The organism is Nocardia sp. NPDC059764 (assembly GCF_042732555.1).
Classification (GTDB): Bacteria; Actinomycetota; Actinomycetes; order Mycobacteriales; family Mycobacteriaceae; genus Nocardia.
The window spans coordinates 1-14982 of sequence record NZ_JBHWHH010000177.1 but is presented as its reverse complement, the minus strand read 5'-3'; the positions used below and the strand labels follow the sequence as shown (position 1 = coordinate 14982).

15 protein-coding genes and 2 pseudogenes are annotated in these 14982 nt (G+C 66.9%); 6 read left to right on the top strand and 11 right to left on the bottom strand.

All coding sequences use genetic code 11. The features are described from left to right. Positions 1-12: 12 nt before the first annotated feature. Positions 13-2097: a thioredoxin domain-containing protein gene (locus ACFV4K_RS29145; protein ID WP_379279224.1), complete on the bottom strand. Its 2085-nt coding sequence runs from the start codon at positions 2095-2097 to the stop codon at positions 13-15. 464 nt (positions 2098-2561) lie between these two features. Next, on the bottom strand, positions 2562-3053 hold the full coding sequence (locus ACFV4K_RS29140) for an MFS transporter (RefSeq protein ID WP_379279222.1): 492 nt from the start codon (positions 3051-3053) through the stop codon (positions 2562-2564). Between the two features lie 52 nt (positions 3054-3105). Between ACFV4K_RS29140 and ACFV4K_RS29135 the strand changes: the two are divergent. Beyond that, positions 3106-3327: pseudogene (locus ACFV4K_RS29135) on the top strand (ArsR/SmtB family transcription factor); the annotation flags it as partial. Between the two features lie 430 nt (positions 3328-3757). Further along, positions 3758-5077, top strand: a complete 1320-nt coding sequence (locus ACFV4K_RS29130; protein WP_379279220.1) for an ATP-binding protein — start codon at positions 3758-3760, stop codon at positions 5075-5077. Positions 5078-5160: 83 nt separating this feature from the next. On the opposite strand, the pseudogene ACFV4K_RS29125 reads toward ACFV4K_RS29130, so the two are convergent. The 8 genes and pseudogenes from ACFV4K_RS29125 to ACFV4K_RS29090 all read right to left on the bottom strand — a co-directional run. Beyond that, positions 5161-5325 (bottom strand): annotated as a pseudogene (locus ACFV4K_RS29125) (DUF255 domain-containing protein); the annotation flags it as partial. Positions 5326-5410: 85 nt separating this feature from the next. Continuing rightward, complete coding sequence (locus tag ACFV4K_RS29120; protein WP_379279219.1) at positions 5411-5884, bottom strand: hypothetical protein; 474 nt, start codon at positions 5882-5884, stop codon at positions 5411-5413. 89 nt (positions 5885-5973) lie between these two features. Beyond that, positions 5974-6192 carry a hypothetical protein gene (locus tag ACFV4K_RS29115; protein ID WP_379279217.1) on the bottom strand — a complete coding sequence of 73 codons (219 nt, stop codon included), beginning with the start codon at positions 6190-6192 and terminating at the stop codon, positions 5974-5976. A 296-nt stretch (positions 6193-6488) separates the two neighbouring features. Beyond that, on the bottom strand, positions 6489-6806 hold the full coding sequence (locus ACFV4K_RS29110; RefSeq protein ID WP_379279216.1) for a DUF1048 domain-containing protein: 318 nt from the start codon (positions 6804-6806) through the stop codon (positions 6489-6491). 1 nt (position 6807) lies between these two features. After that, complete coding sequence (locus ACFV4K_RS29105; protein WP_379279215.1) at positions 6808-7164, bottom strand: DUF1048 domain-containing protein; 357 nt, start codon at positions 7162-7164, stop codon at positions 6808-6810. Beyond that, entirely contained in the window at positions 7161-7469 is a 309-nt protein-coding gene (locus ACFV4K_RS29100; protein ID WP_379279214.1) for a PadR family transcriptional regulator, read from the bottom strand. The genes ACFV4K_RS29105 and ACFV4K_RS29100 overlap by 4 nt, the downstream gene beginning before the upstream one ends. 240 nt (positions 7470-7709) lie before the next feature. Further along, a complete protein-coding gene (locus tag ACFV4K_RS29095) occupies positions 7710-8573 on the bottom strand; it encodes an alpha/beta fold hydrolase (RefSeq protein ID WP_379279213.1) in 864 nt (287 codons plus the stop codon). A gap of 64 nt (positions 8574-8637) precedes the next feature. Beyond that, positions 8638-8859, bottom strand: coding sequence for a hypothetical protein (locus ACFV4K_RS29090; RefSeq protein WP_379279212.1), 222 nt, complete (start codon positions 8857-8859; stop codon positions 8638-8640). A 290-nt stretch (positions 8860-9149) separates the two neighbouring features. Between ACFV4K_RS29090 and ACFV4K_RS29085 the strand changes: the two genes are divergently transcribed. The 3 genes from ACFV4K_RS29085 to ACFV4K_RS29075 all read left to right on the top strand — a co-directional run bounded on the left by ACFV4K_RS29085 (position 9150) and on the right by ACFV4K_RS29075 (position 12648). Continuing rightward, positions 9150-9527 carry a hypothetical protein gene (locus tag ACFV4K_RS29085; protein ID WP_379279211.1) on the top strand — a complete coding sequence of 126 codons (378 nt, stop codon included), beginning with the start codon at positions 9150-9152 and terminating at the stop codon, positions 9525-9527. Between the two features lie 201 nt (positions 9528-9728). Then, positions 9729-11630, top strand: coding sequence for an alkyl/aryl-sulfatase (locus ACFV4K_RS29080; protein WP_379279210.1), 1902 nt, complete (start codon positions 9729-9731; stop codon positions 11628-11630). 82 nt (positions 11631-11712) lie between these two features. Continuing rightward, complete coding sequence (locus tag ACFV4K_RS29075) at positions 11713-12648, top strand: SGNH/GDSL hydrolase family protein (RefSeq protein ID WP_379279209.1); 936 nt, start codon at positions 11713-11715, stop codon at positions 12646-12648. Positions 12649-12709: 61 nt separating this feature from the next. Here ACFV4K_RS29075 and ACFV4K_RS29070 read toward each other — a convergent pair whose 3' ends face one another. Next, positions 12710-13219, bottom strand: a complete 510-nt coding sequence (locus tag ACFV4K_RS29070; protein ID WP_379279208.1) for a hypothetical protein — start codon at positions 13217-13219, stop codon at positions 12710-12712. 285 nt (positions 13220-13504) lie between these two features. Between ACFV4K_RS29070 and ACFV4K_RS29065 the strand changes: the two genes are divergently transcribed. Further along, positions 13505-14929, top strand: coding sequence for an MFS transporter (locus ACFV4K_RS29065; protein ID WP_379279207.1), 1425 nt, complete (start codon positions 13505-13507; stop codon positions 14927-14929). The last annotated feature ends 53 nt before the right edge of the window (positions 14930-14982 follow it).

Genomic DNA, 14982 nt, shown 5'->3' with positions numbered 1-14982 from the left:
GCGGGCAAACCGTCAGGCCGATTGCGGCGGAAGCAGACCGGCGCGGACGTCGTCGACCGTGGTGACCGGGAGGTCGCAGACCGAGCCGCGGCAGATGTAGGCGGCGGAGGTGTCGCGCACCGGCGGGCGGTCGGCCAGCAGGGGCTGGGAGTCGACGGCGCCGGAGACGATGACCGAGCCGCCCGGCGCAGCGGCACGGGCAGCCGCCACCAGCGTTGCGGCCCAGCCGGATTCACCGTCCGGGCCCGCCGAGACCGCCACCTGGACGGGCCCGCGCAGTGCGGCCTCGGCCACCGCGAGCCAGTGGCCCGCCGAGCGGGGCGCGCGAGCCAGCAGAACCGCCCCCCGCGCGAGGGTTTCGTCGGCGAGCTGCCGGTAGCGGGAGGCCCGATCCGGGTCGGTGAGCGCGGAGGCCGTGAGCAGGGCCTCGGCGAGAACCGAAGTCCCCGAAGGGGTTGCGCCGTCCAGCGGGTCGCGCGGCCGGGTCAGCAGGGTCTCGGCGTCGTCGGCGGTGTCGAACCAGCTGCCCGGGGTGTCCGCGTCGGCGAAATGCGTGATGGCCGCGTCGAGAACGCGCTGCGCCTCGGCGAGCCAGTCCCCGTCGACGGTCTGATGCAGCGCGAGCAGTCCCAGCGCGAGCCAGGCGTAGTCCTCGAGCACGCCCGCCGCCGTGCCGGGCACGCCGCCCAGCGAGGCGCGGCAGACCCGTCCGTCGGTCACGTGGGTGTCCAGCAGGAACCGCGCACACCGGACCGCCGCCGCGATCCACCCTGGATGCCCGTGTGCGGCACCGGCTTCCGCGAGCGCGACGATGGCCATCCCGTTCCAAGCGGTGACCACCTTGTCGTCCCGCTCGGGTTGCGGTCGCAGTTCCCGCGCCGCCGACATGGCCGCCCGGATGGCCTCGAACCGCTCGTGGTCCACGGGTTTCGGGTCGGTGTACCGCGTCAGCACCGAGGTGCCGTGCTCGAACGTTCCGGCCGTGGTGACACCGAAGATCTCCGCGGCCCAGGCCCCGTCGAGCGCTCCGAGTACCCCGTTGAGCTCGGCGGGCGTCCAGACGTAGGTGGCGCCTTCCACCCCGGGCTGCCCCGGTTCGAGGTGGGTGTCGGCATCCAGCGCGGACGCGAAGCCCCCCTGCTCTGTTCCCAGATCGGTCATGAGGAACTGCACGGTTTCGCGAGTTACCCGCAGCGCCAAGGATTCTCCGCCGCGCTCACCGCCGGGCGCGTCGAGCCCGCGTCGGGCCAGGTGCGCGTACACCCGCACCAACTGGGCGTTGTCGTACAGCATCTTCTCGAAGTGCGGCACCACCCACGCCGTGTCCACCGAGTATCGCGCGAACCCGCCCCGCAGCTGGTCGTAGATCCCACCTCGGGCCATCGCCTCGCAGGTGGACGAAACAGTGTGCAGCACACCGAGATCCCCGGTCAGCTCATAGTGCCGCAGCAACCCCTCCAGCAATGCCGACGGCGGGAACTTGGGCGCACCCCCGAACCCGCCGTGCTGAGCGTCCACATCCTTCGACACGGCCGAGACCGCGTGCTGCGCCAGGTCGGCGCTGATCCCGACCCCGGCGTCCGGCAACCCCGCCGTCTGCTGCCGCAGCGCCTCTCCCACCTGTGCCGCCGCGGTATTCACCTCGTCCCGCCGATTCCGCCACGTCTCCCCGACCGCGGTCAGCACCTGCGCGAACGACGGCATCCCGTGCCGCGGCGTCTTCGGGTAGTAGGTCCCGCAGTAGAACGGCTCCCCCTCCGGCGTCAGGAAGCACGTCATCGGCCACCCACCCTGCCCGGTCATGGCGACGGTGGCGTTCATGTACACCGCGTCCAGATCGGGCCGTTCCTCCCGATCCACCTTGATGCACACGAAGTTCTCGTTCATGAGCTCGGCGGTGGCCTCGTCCTCGAACGACTCGTGCGCCATCACATGGCACCAGTGGCAGCTGGCGTACCCGATCGACAGCAGGATCGGCACGTCCCGCGCGGCCGCTTCAGCCAAAGCTTCGGCACCCCACTGCCGCCAATCCACTGGATTATCGGCATGCTGACGCAAGTAAAGCGATGTGGCACCAGCCAATTCGTTCACACGCATCAACCTCCCGTTTCGAGCAGGCACCGAACGCACTCCGCCCGCCGCAACCTCGGTCCACAAGCTCAGACTTGCCAGAATGGCAAAATCCTGCCCTACCACGCCGACTAGTGGGCCATCACCTGAAGCGTAGTGCGCCATCACATGACGCGACACCACCGAGGCGACGGAACCTCAACCACCCGATGGGGGGCATCAGCATTCCGGTGAGGTGTTGTAGAGCCGCTGGAGGATAACTACCGTCGTGTCGTGGAATGTCCGCAGATCATCGGGGGCGACGCCGGCGAATAGCGAGCGGGCCATGTCGTCGCGCTGCTCTCGAAGCATGGCCGTGAAGGTACGTCCACACTCTGGGAGTGTCACCAACGTCCGTGGTCAATACAGCTAGCCAACCGACGCGCGAGGACCGCATCCACCGAGGCATCCGGCAGCGGGTCGCTTACGTCGTGGACAACGGTGGAGGCTGGTCAGGCGGTTCGTCGTCGCCCGGTGAACGCGGCGACCGGCACGACAGCGACGGCGAGGACGCCACCGGCGAGCGCCAGCGCCGGATAGCTGGTGGCGGCGACCATCAGTCCGGATCCCATGCCGCCGGTCGCTCCGGCGATGGCGATGGAGACATCGACCGCGCCTTGGGTTTTCGCGCGGGTCGCCAGTGGCACGGTGTCGGTGATGATGGCGGTACCCGCTACCAGTCCGAGGTTCCAGCCCAAACCCAGCAGTGCCAACGCGAGCGCCAGCAGCGCCACGGAGTCGCCGGGTGCGGACGCTGCGAGTACGCCCGCCGCCAGCAGTGTCACTCCGGATGCGGCGGCGACCGGCAGTCGGCCGTAGCGGTCGACGAGCCAACCGGTCAGCGGTGAGGGCAGGTACATGGCACCGACGTGGACGGCGATCACCAACCCGGCGGCGGCGGTGCCGTGACCGTAGTCGAGCATGTGAACCGGGGTCATGGTCATGATCGCCACCATCACCAACTGGGTCAGCGCCATCACGAATCCGCCTGCGGCGATGCCTTTTCCGGAACAATCGACGGATGAGGCGTCCGTGGCGGTCGGCGTCGGCAAGGCGCTGGGCAACGGCCGCCGGTTGCAGATCATCGACCTGCTCGCCCAGGGCGAGCGCACCGTCGAGGCAATTGCCACCGCGACCGGCATGAACCTGACCACCGCGTCGGCGAACCTGCAATCACTGAAGGCCGGTGGCCTGGTCGAAGCGCGTCGCGATGGCACTCCGGATTGGCCAGGTGAGGGCGGTGGCGGCGGTCTCGCACCCGGCCGCTCCGCCGCCCGCGGCGCTCGCCGAATCGTTCGAAGGAACAGACCAACGAACACAACGTCGAATGTCGAACGGCGCTAACACGATTCGATCAGCGGGACCCCGTGCTCACGCCGCCGCCATTGCTCGGTGAGGCGAGCGAGCCGGGCCGATGACGCCGCGCACGCCTGCAACCGCGCGCAACTGAAGGTCATGGCTTACGAATCCGGCCTGGTCAGCCCGCGCCAGTCCTGACATCCAGACGGAACCGCGGCCCCCACCCCCGCCCCAGCAGGTCCTGCGGCACTGGCAGATCTTGGACTAAGAATCTGGCAATTCTGGGATTTTACGGTCGCGAATATGGGAATATCTCGCTGTCAGATTCATGATTAGAGAGGGATCCACAGTGTCGGAGTCCAAGCTGATCGAGCGTCACCTGCAGGAAGTGCTGGCCGAGCTGGTCCACGAGGAACCCGTGGTCGTGCTGACCGGCGCCCGCACGGTCGGCAAGAGCACCCTACTCTCCGCCTGTGCGAAGACCGCAGGCCTTCAGGTTCTCGATCTCGATGACTTGGAGACCCGCCGAGCCGTCTCGGCCGACCCTGCGCTATTCGTCGCCTCGGACCGACCGGCACCGGTTTGCATCGACGAATTCCAGCATGTTCCTTTGCTCCTGGACGCCATCAAGGCCGAACTCAACAAGGATCTACGAGCTGGGCGCTTCATTCTCACAGGCTCGACTCGCTATGGGTCACTCCCGACCGCCGGGCAGTCGCTGACCGGCCGAGCTCATGTCGTGACGATGTGGCCGCTTTCGCAGGGAGAATTGTCAGGATCCCGCGAAACGGCCCTGGACACACTGATCAGCGACCCGGCATCACTGGTGACCGCAAACTCGTCGACGAGCACCCGCTCGGACTACGAACGAGCCATCCTGGCCGGAGGGTTCCCACTCGCTCTGGCCCGCGAACCTGGTCGCTCCCGCGATCGGTGGTTCCGAGACTTCGTCAACCTTGTCGTCGAGCGCGATGTCATGGAGATCCGCAAAGTCCGCCAGCGGCAAGTACTTCCACAAGTGCTTCAGAGGCTGGCGGGCCAGACCGGCCAAGTAGTCAACATCTCGAACATCGCCGACTCTGTCGGCCTCGACTCGAGCACTGTCAAGGACTATCTTGGCCTGCTCGAAGCGGTTTTCCTGATCCATCGCATCGAACCATTCACCCGATCCGCTACCCAACGAACCATTCGCAGCGCGAAGGTTCATGCTGTCGACACCGGCCTAGCCGCGTACCTCACCGGATTGACAGAACAGAAGCTGTCCAGCCGGATCCCCGCGACACTCACTCAGTTCGGCCATCTCGTCGAAACCTTCACCGTGAACGAGCTGATCAAGCAGGCCGGCTGGGCGCGACAGGAGGTCCAGTTCTCCCACTTTCGAACCCGCGATCAGCAAGAGGTCGATCTCGTCATCGAAACCGTCACAGGAACAGTCGCCGCGATCGAGGTCAAAGCATCAGGCACGGTGACCGACCGCGACTTCGAAGGACTCCGGATGCTTCGCGACAAACTGGGCAGTGCCTTCATAGGCGGCGCAGTAATCAACCTCGGCCAGAAGTCATACACCTACGAAGACAAGTTGCATGTCCTGCCCCTCGATCGACTCTGGACCCCTCGACCGGCAGCGGATGAAATTCCGGGAGCAGTCACGCCTTCGAATCGACATTGATCTGGACCGAATGAACCGCCGACAACGAATTTGAAACCAAAATAGGCCATCTATCTGCGCAAATTTGATTAGTAACCCTGAACCATCACATGGCACCAGTGGCAGCTGGCGTACCCGATCGACAGCAGGATCGGCACGTCCCGCGCGGCCGCCTCGGCCAGCGCCGCCGCATCCCATTCCCGCCAATGCACCGGATTCCCGGCGTGTTGACGCAGATAAGGCGAGGTGGCGCTGCCCAATCGGTTCATAATCCCCAGCCTCCCACATACCGTCGGCGACAGCGTCGGCGGCGGATCAGTGGGGCACCGCCGACGTGATGCGGTGTGACCGTTGTCAGATGGCGCTGCGGCTGAACCGGTAGGTGGCGTTGGAGGCGCCAGGGTTGGCGTTGTCGGCGCTCGGGGCGTCGGCGCCCGGGCCGGTGTAGGAGAAGGAGCCGGATTCGTTGGTCCGGCACCGCAAGGTGACCGAGTAGGAGACCGGGCCCGCGGCGGCCGTCTCGGTGGCGTCGATGACTGCGACGCCGGGCTCCGATGAGGTGTAGGTGTAGGTGCTGTCGTGCCACACCCCGGTCCCGGCCACCAAGTACTGCAGGGAGCTCTGGCTGGGGAACCGCACGATGGCCATGGATTCACCGTTGGCGGCGGCGGGGACGGACCGCGAGCCGCCGTACAGGATCAGATACTGGTTCGTGGTGTCGGCGGGGACGGTGCACGCACCGGGATCCGCATGTAGCGGACCGATAGCGGGCAGCATCCACGCGAGAGCGGTGACGCCGATAGCGGCGACACGGACGCCGGCCTGCATAGCTACTCCTCTCCATTGCACAACCACACCGCACGACTGAACGACCGCGGCACGGCGGTGTCGAATCTCGTTCGGGGACAGCGGATCGGCTACGGGAAGCACCAGTTCAGGGTGGCCGAGCCGGGCGTCGGGATGTGGACGCAGATGTTCACCCAGATATAGGGGGCGTCCACGTTCTGTACCGCGACCGGGCGGTTCACGGCCGCTTCCGTGGGTTCACTCGCCGACGCGGGCGCCGCGGCCGCCAAGGCGACCAGCGGGGCTGCGACCGCGGCGACCACCGCGGAGCGGGCGATTCCTGCAAGCATCTCATCAGCTCCTACGAGTCGAGAACGATGATGACGAGCTCGGAAGAGAAGCGCGACGAGGACCGACGCTAGGTCACGAAGACCATAGTTTGCCAGTCCTTTGCTACCGACTTGTCCGTTTCGTTATGGTCCACCTCGGCAGGCACCGGAGCGCCCCGCGCCCGAACACCCGCCCCACCCCAGATCCACGGGCGGTGCCCTCGAATGTCATGTTTCGAAACCAGAAGATCGCCACTCCCGCCGAAAATCGAAGCCGCCGCGAACCTTTCAGGGCCGCAGCGGCTTCGATGAAACAATCAGTTGGCGGCGTCCTTGCCGACGGACTCCTGATAGATGTCGGCGTAGGTCTGCGAGTCCCGGATCAGGTCATCGCAGAATGCCGCGACATCGGGGCCGATCAGTTCCATGACTCCGGTGCCGGCCGCGGCGCCTTCCTCGAAGAAATCGAGAAGCCCCGAGAGCAGATTTCCGCCGACCAGATCGACCGGGCCGACCTTGAAGAAGTACTTCTGAATCTCCTTGTAGACGATCTGATAGTCCGCCGGGAGCGCCTTGACCCGCGCGACGTGCGCTCGCCACTCCCGCTTACCTTCGATGATGTCGCGGATGCCCACGTTATCCTCCTAGCCGGCCGAGTTTCTTGGCGACGTTGTCGTTGAGCTGCTGACGCCATGTGTCGCGATAGCCCTTGGCTCCTTCGCCGCCCGCGATCGCCGCGCAGAAGCCCTTGATGTCGTCGCCCACCACCTCGCGAACACTCTGACCGTCCTCCGCCGCCTCTTCGAGCAGCCCCAGAGCGCCATCGAGGATCGGCATCAGGTTGCGGCCCGAGAAGTCCGAGTAGGGGGAGAGCTGAATCTTGATCGCGTCCCATGCCGTTCGATACTCCGCGGGGAGCGCCGCGGCCCGAGCGTCGAAAGCTTTGTACTCCTTGGTGAGATCGCCGCCGGTGACCGTTTCCCAGAACTTCATTTCCCACTCCCCTTGAGCTCGTCGATCCGCGCCGAGACGTATTCCCATTTCACCCAGAACGTCGCGAGTTCCTTACGTCCTGCTTCGTTGAGCGAGTAGAACTTTCGTGGCGGACCGACTTCGGATGGCCGCTTGGAGACGTCGACCAGGCCGTTCTTCTCCAAGCGCACCAGGATGGCGTAGACCGTGCCTTCGATGACGTCCACGAATCCCAGTTCATTCAGCCGGCGGGTAATCGCGTAACCGTATGTCTCCTGGTTTCCGATGATCTCGAGAACACACCCTTCGAGCGTCCCCTTGAGCATCTCCGTCAAGTTGTCCGTAGCCGCCTCCTCTCCTCGGACCACGCTATTCAGTGGTACTGACTACCACTAAACTGTATCGCAGAGTAGCGGTAGTCGGCAACACCGAGTAGCGGATGCTGGAGTCGAGATCCGCGATCAGGCCAATTCCACCGGTGGACGTTCGCGACGATGCCGTTCTACATATCGACCATGAGGACAACGGAATTGGGGCGATTCGGCAGGGTCGTCGCGGTGTCGGCGTCAGGACCCGGCGGCGCCGGGGCACAGGAATTCGGTCAGGGCAGCGGCGACGGCATCGGGGTTCTCCAGTTGCGGGTAGTGCCCGGTGACCGGTGGTTCGTCGAGGACGGTGATCGTCGCGTGCGGGAGTCGCTCGCGCAGCCGGGGTAGGACGTGGGCGCCGCTGACCGGGTCGGCGGGGCCCCAGACGAACAGCAGCGGGCCGGGGTACTGCTCGAGCGCTGCGCTCCATCGGTCGGCGTGCCGGCGGCGCTCGTCGATGTAGTGAAGCAATCGATGTTGGACGCGTTTGCCCTCGCTCATGGTCGTGGCCAGCCACATGTCGTGGAGCAGTTCATCGCTCACCGGACGACCGAGGATCTCCCGCAAGGACTTTCGGTACATCCGCTCGGAGGCCAGGTGCTGGGCCACGGCACCGAGCGGACCGTACAGTAGCTTCTGTACACGAGTGGGCCGGTGCAGGTCGGGATACAGCCCGCCATTGAGGAAGGCGGCCGCGGTGATCCGGCTCGCGTCGCGGTGCAACAGCTCCTGCGCGACCGAGACCCCGTAGTCGTGCGCTACCAACGCGGTCGCCCCGATCCCGAGCCGCTCCCACAGCGCCTCCACGATCGACGCCTGCTCGGTGATCAGATAGTCGTGCCGCGCTGGTTTCGCGCTGGCCCCGAACCCGAGCAGGTCGAGTGTGGTGACCCGGCAACCGGATTCGACCAACCGCGGCACGATCGGCGCCCAATCGAGGGACGAGGTCGGGAAGCCGTGCAGCAGCGTCACCGGACGGCCGTCGACCGGTCCGTCCTGCCGGTGGAAGATGTCGTGACCGCTGATTCCACCGGCGATCCATTCATCGAGCCTGGGTTGCATCGTCGCGGGTCCTCCTGGGTTCGGCCGCCGGGGCGCGCACGGCCGTTCCAGTGTGCCCGACCACTCAGTGGATGAGCTCGGCCTGCGGGAAGGTCCAGGTGCCGTCGAGGATGTTCCGGTAGGGGCGATAGAGGCGGACCATGCAGTTCCAGCCCGGCATGATGGGCAGGCAGTTGGGGATCTGGCCGTCGCAGCCGCCGAACCGGATGTCGACCGAACCGTCGGCGTTCTCCTCGGCGGCGGTGCCGTATCGCCGCTGTTGGATCCCGAGCCCCATGGTGGACATTAGCGACATTAGGGCAAACCCTCGATGCTCGCCACTCTTCTCGAAGTTCACGGACACATGACCCTTCTGCGGCGTCAATAGCCGGGCGTCAATAATCGATCGAGCTGGACTTTTCCCTGAACCAGGGAGAGAGTTTAGGAGAGACTAGTTCCAGCTGATTGTATTTTTTCGCACCGAAATCATCGGAACAGGGTGAGTGGCAATTAGTCAGCTACCGACACTCTCGCGCTACCGTCGGACCCGTCGGCAGTCGCCACATCCCGATGTCGTGAGCTACAAGGAGAGCCCTCGTGCGCCCGCTACGCGTCCCGATCACCCTGGCTGTCTCCGCCGCCGCGTCGTGCGTGCTCGCCGCCGCGCCCGCGACGGCCCAACCGCAGTTCACCCCCGAACCCGGAGGCGTGATCAAGGTCGAGTCCGCGCCCGGCGAATGGTGGAAGTGCGGTCTCTACAGCATCGATCCGCCCACAGCGCGCGGCTTGCCGCCAGTGGTCGACTACCCGCCCGGTTCCTGGTCACCGCCCGGCGGCGATCCGGCGGTCCAGGCTCCCGACTTCACCACCGGCCCCGCCTATGCCCAATTCACGCCCGGCGCAACGGTTCTCGCCGACTGCGTCAGTGAGTACCTGCCGGTGTTCTGGGTCCAGATCCTGCACGCCGACGAATAAGGAGAGACATCATGCTGATCCTGCTGGGCATTCTCGCCTCACCCCTGATCGCGCTCACCGCCCCGATCTGGGCGCCCATGCTGCTCATCACCGAACTCGGCGGAGCCCTCGCGGTCACGCCCTGACATCGCTGAACACCCGCTCCACTAACCCGAGTCGTCGATCTCGCCGGATCCGTCCGGCGGAAACAGGAGGCAGGCAGTGAGCACGACCGAACCGAGCCAGTTCATCATCGAGCAGAACAAGCGTCTCGGCGCCGATCTGCCCTTCGGCGACACCACCGACCAGCAGGACGCCGACCGCGGCTTCATCGCCGCCCTCGAGCCCGGCGTGGTCAAGGACGCCGACGGGAATGTGGTGTGGGACAACGACTCCTACAGCTTCCTGCACGGCGCCTGCCCGTCCTCGGTGAATCCGAGCCTGTGGCGGCAGGCCGGGCTGAACATCCGGCAGGGCCTGTACGAGGTGACCCCGGGGATCTACCAGATCCGCGGCCTCGACCTGTCGAACATGACCCTGATCGAGGGCGACACCGGCGTGATCGTGATCGACCCGCTCATCTCGGCCGAGACCGCGAAGGCGGGACTCGACCTGTACCGCGCGCACCGCGGCGACAAGCCGGTGACCGGCCTGATCTACACCCACTCGCATGTCGACCACTTCGGCGGCGCGGACGGCGTCACCACCCAGGAGGACGTGGACGCGGGCCGCCTCCCGGTGATCGCGCCCGCCGGATTCCTCGAGCACGCGGTCGCCGAGAACGTCTATGCCGGAACGGCGATGGCCCGGCGCGCCGCCTACATGTACGGCGCCGCGCTCCCCCGCGGACCCAAGGGCCAGGTGGGCGCGGGCCTCGGGCAGACGACCTCCACCGGCACGGTCACCCTGATCGCGCCGACCCACGACATCACCGAGACCGGTCAGGAGATGACGGTCGACGGGGTCCGCATCGTCTTCCAGATCACGCCGGGAACCGAAGCGCCGTCGGAGATGAACTTCTACTTCCCCGGCCACCGCGCACTCTGCATGGCGGAGAACGCCACCCACACCCTGCACAATCTGCTGACCCTGCGCGGTGCGCTCGTGCGCGACCCGCATGTCTGGTCGCAGTATCTGACCGAGTCGATCAACCTGTTCGGCTACGAGTCGGACGTCGTGTTCGCCTCGCACCACTGGCCGACCTGGGACACCGAGCGCCTGGTGGAATACCTTGCGCTGCAACGGGACCTGTACGCGTATCTGCACGACCAGACGCTGCGGCGGCTGAACCAGGGCTATGTCGGCAGCGAGATCGCCGAAGCCATCGAGCTGCCCCCGGCCATCGCCGCGTCCTGGCACGCGCACGGCTACTACGGCTCGGTCAGCCACAATGTGAAGGCCATCTACCAGCGCTACATGGGCTGGTTCGACGGCAATCCCGCGCACCTGTGGGAGCACCCGCCGGTCGAATCGGCCACCCGCCATGTGGAATTCATGGGCGGCGCCGACGAGGTGCTGCGCAAGGCGCGCGCGGCCTACGACGCGGGCGACTACCGCTGGGTCGCGCAGGTGGTCAACTACGTCGTCTTCGCCGACCCCGCCGACACCGCCGCCAAGTCGCTGCTCGCCGACACCTACGAGCAGCTCGGCTACGGCGCCGAGAACGGCACCTGGCGCAACTTCTTCCTGATGGGCGCCTACGAACTCCGCAACGGCAATATCGGCACCCCCACCCAGACCACCTCCCCGTCCATGATGGCGGCGCTGACCATCGACCAGGTCTTCGACGCCCTCTCCCTGCGGCTCGACGGCCCCAAGTCCTGGCACGAAAAGGCCATCAGCGACTGGGTTTTCACCGACGAGAAGCGCACCCACCGCCTCGAACTGCGCAACGGCGTCCTCATCCACTTCGACCGCCGCGAGGGTGACAAACTCCCGCCCGCCGACGTCACCTTCACCCTCACCCGCGCCACCCTGATCGGCGTCCTGCTCGGCGGTCAGGACATCAGTTCGGCCGTCAAGTCCGGCGCGCTCACCATCGACGGTGACGCCCAGAGCTTCGTCAAACTCACCGCCCTGTTCGACGAACCCGACCCGGATTTCGCCATCGTCACCCCCGAATAGGCGGTTCCGCCGTACGGGTCGCGCTAGGATCTGGCGACCCGTACGGGCGCCCGAATCTCTACCGCACGAAATGCCGAGGACCATGAGCCGTTTTCTCTCCGCCGTCGCGATGGTCTTCGGAGGGGCGGCGCTGATCAGCGGCCTCACCGCACCGGTGGCCGGGGCCGACACCGATCCGGCGGCCTCGAACGGCGGGAAGACGCTGGTCGTCATGGGCGATTCGAATACGGCCAATGCCACCTGGTCGACCATGCAGCCGCAGCCCGCCGGGGTGGCCTGCCCGCATCTGCCCACCTCCTGGCCGAATCAGCTGGCGGATCGGATGGGATTGTCGGCGACCCAGGATGTCGCGGACGTGTCCTGCGTCGGCGCGTACATGTGGCGGCACGGGGAGGACCACTTCTGGACCGCGCTCACCGAGGCGCGGCAGGCGGCCGCGGACGGGGCGTTCGGGCCGCGGACCAAAGCGGTGCTGCTGCAGTTCGGTCTGAACGATGCCTGGGGCGCGGACCATGTGGCACAGAACGAGCTGGTGCCGTGTCTGCTCGATGTGCTGCGCGGGTGCAGCACGGCCGACGCCGCCACCAACGCCAATCCGCCCGCGCTGCTGACCGGGCAGGACTACGTCGACCACCTGCGCGACATCGTCACCTACATCCGCTACTACGCGCCGAACGCCCGGATCGTGCTGGTCGGCTACCAGGAGCTGCACACGCCGGGTGATCAGGCGATCTGCATGGGCGTACTGGGTGTTCCGGTCGGCCTGCCCCGGGCGGGAGCCGTCACCGACGTGTTCGACAGCCTCCGAACCGCTCCGCGGGACGGGGCCGCCGCGCTCGGGGTCGAGTACTTCGATGCCGCCGCGGTCACCGCGGGCCACGGACTGTGCTCCCCCGACCCGTGGCTGAACGGCATCTTCACCCCGGGTCCGGACTGGTACGGGCAGCCGGGCCACCCGACCGTCCTGGGCGACGCCGCCGTCGCCCAGGGCTTGCACCAGTTCCTGACGGCCCGATGAACGAAGGCTCCCACCCGAATCCGAGATTCGAGTGGGAGCCCGATCGTGGCCGAATTCGGTGCTAGGGCACGACGACGTCGAGGTTGGCCGGGACGCTCGGGCGGTCGGTGCGGATGGTCAGGTGCACGCGGCCCGGTCCGGTGTTGACCGGGAAGATGGCCGGATAGGTGCTGCTCTGCCCCGCGGCGATGAAGCGGGTGACGCTGCCCTGCTGGCCGGTGTCGGCATTGGTCCAGTCGATGACGGCATTGACGTCACAGGCCAGCAGTGTCGGGGCCCAATTGCCCAGCAGGGAGAAGCCCTGGCTGATGCGCAGGATCACCGAGTGTGAGGTGCCCGGCGCTTCGGAGTACTGGTAGAGCGGGCCATCGAAAGCCGTGCCGCCGACCGAGAACATGCCCGCACAGACACCGTTTCCGACGGTGAAGACCGGGCCGGTGTTGAAGCTGTTCTGCACGCAGGAACGCGGTTCGGTGTTCGACCAGCCGAGCTGACAGGGGCTGCCGGGTTCGGCGCCGGCCGGTGCGGCGGCGACGGCCGCGCCGGCTCCGAGGATGGCAACGGCGGTCAAGCTATTGATCGTTCGTTTCATCATCGGCCAATCCTCACAGCCGACACCGGGTCGCTGTCAACTGTCTCCGGCGCGTGTCCCCGCCCTAATTCGCCGAAAGTTCCGGCGCAGACGGCCTTTTCGCGCAGGCCAGCAACCGTGTGCATACCTATACCCCCAGTAGGTATGAGAAGGGTCACACTGCTCCGGGCTGTTCTTCACATACCCCACGGGGGTACCAATGGACGGGTTGGAACAGTCAGTGGCCGCCCGGCCGCCCGATACCTCTGTCAGGGAGTGATTCCTATGTCCACCCACACCACCGCGCCGCCCCCGTCGCGGCGCTGGATCGCCTTGGGGCTCATCGCCCTCGCCCAGTTCATCGTCATCATGGACACCTCGATCATCGGCGTCGCGCTGCCGGAGATGCAGGACGCGCTGGGGTTCTCACAGGAGAACCTGTCCTGGGTCTTCAACGCCTACGTGGTCGTATTCGGCGGCCTGCTGCTGCTCGGCGGCAAGCTGTCCGACATCGTCGGCGCCCGACGGATCTTCCAGACCGGCTGGGGCATCCTCGCGGTCGGTTCACTGGTCGCCGGTCTCGCCGGAAACGCCGCGGTGGAACTGATCGGACGCGGTGTCCAGGGCGCGGGCGCGGCCCTCATCGCACCCTCCGCCCTGACCCTGCTGATGATGCTGTTCGGCGGCAATCCCGGCGAACTGACCAAGGCCTTCGCCGTCTACGGCGCAGCCGCGCCCGCGGGCGGCACCGCCGGCGTGTTCCTGGGTGGGCTCATCACCCAATACGCCTCGTGGCCTTGGGTTTTCTACATCAATATCCCGATCGCGCTGGTAGCCCTGCTGGCCGCCCCGGCCCTGGTGCCCGACGGCGCGATGGCCCCGCACGCCTCGGTGGATCTGCTCGGCGCGGTGACAGCGACGCTCGGACTGGGCGCGGCGGTCTTCGGTGTGGTGCGCGGGGATTGGTCCGCCACCTCCACCTGGGTGGTGCTGGCCGCGGCCGTCGCCCTGCTCGGCGCGTTCATCGCGATCCAGGCCCGCCGCCGCGACCCGCTCATGCCGCTGAGCATCTTCCGCGCACCCGACCTCGGCGCGGCCAACCTCGCCCAGGTACTGCTGGGCGCGGCGTGGGTGCCGATGTGGTTCTTCCTGAACCTGTATCTGCAACAGGTGCTGGGCTATTCGGCGTTCCCGTCGGGTGCGGCGCTGCTGCCCATGACCGCGCTCATCATGGTCGGCATGATCGCGATCTCACCGAAACTGTTCGCACGCTTCGGCGCTCGCACCATGACGGTCGCGGGCCTGGTCATCCTGGCCGCCGGACTGGCGTGGCTGTCGTTCATCCGTCCCGACGGCAACTTCTGGATCGACGTGCTGCCCGGTTCGCTGGTGGCGGCGCTGGGCATGTCGCTGGCCTTCATTCCCACACTGCAGACGGCCATTTCGGCCGCGCCGCCGCAGGAGGGCGGCCTCGCCTCGGGCATCGTGAACACCGGCTACCAGATCGGTTCGGCCCTGGGCCTGGCCGCGGTCACCGCCATCGCGGCGAACGCGGGCGCCGACCGGCTCGGTGACACCGCCGCCCTGACCGACGGCTTCTCGGCGGCGTTCGTCACCGCCGGCATCATCGCCGTCGGCGCGGCGGCGCTCGCCCTGGCGACCTTCCGGTCCCCGGCCCGGCGTGACCAGGAGGTCTCGGCTGCCGCCTGACATCCGAACAGTCGCGACCGAATCGGCGATGGCTCGGTGGGATTCTCCCCACC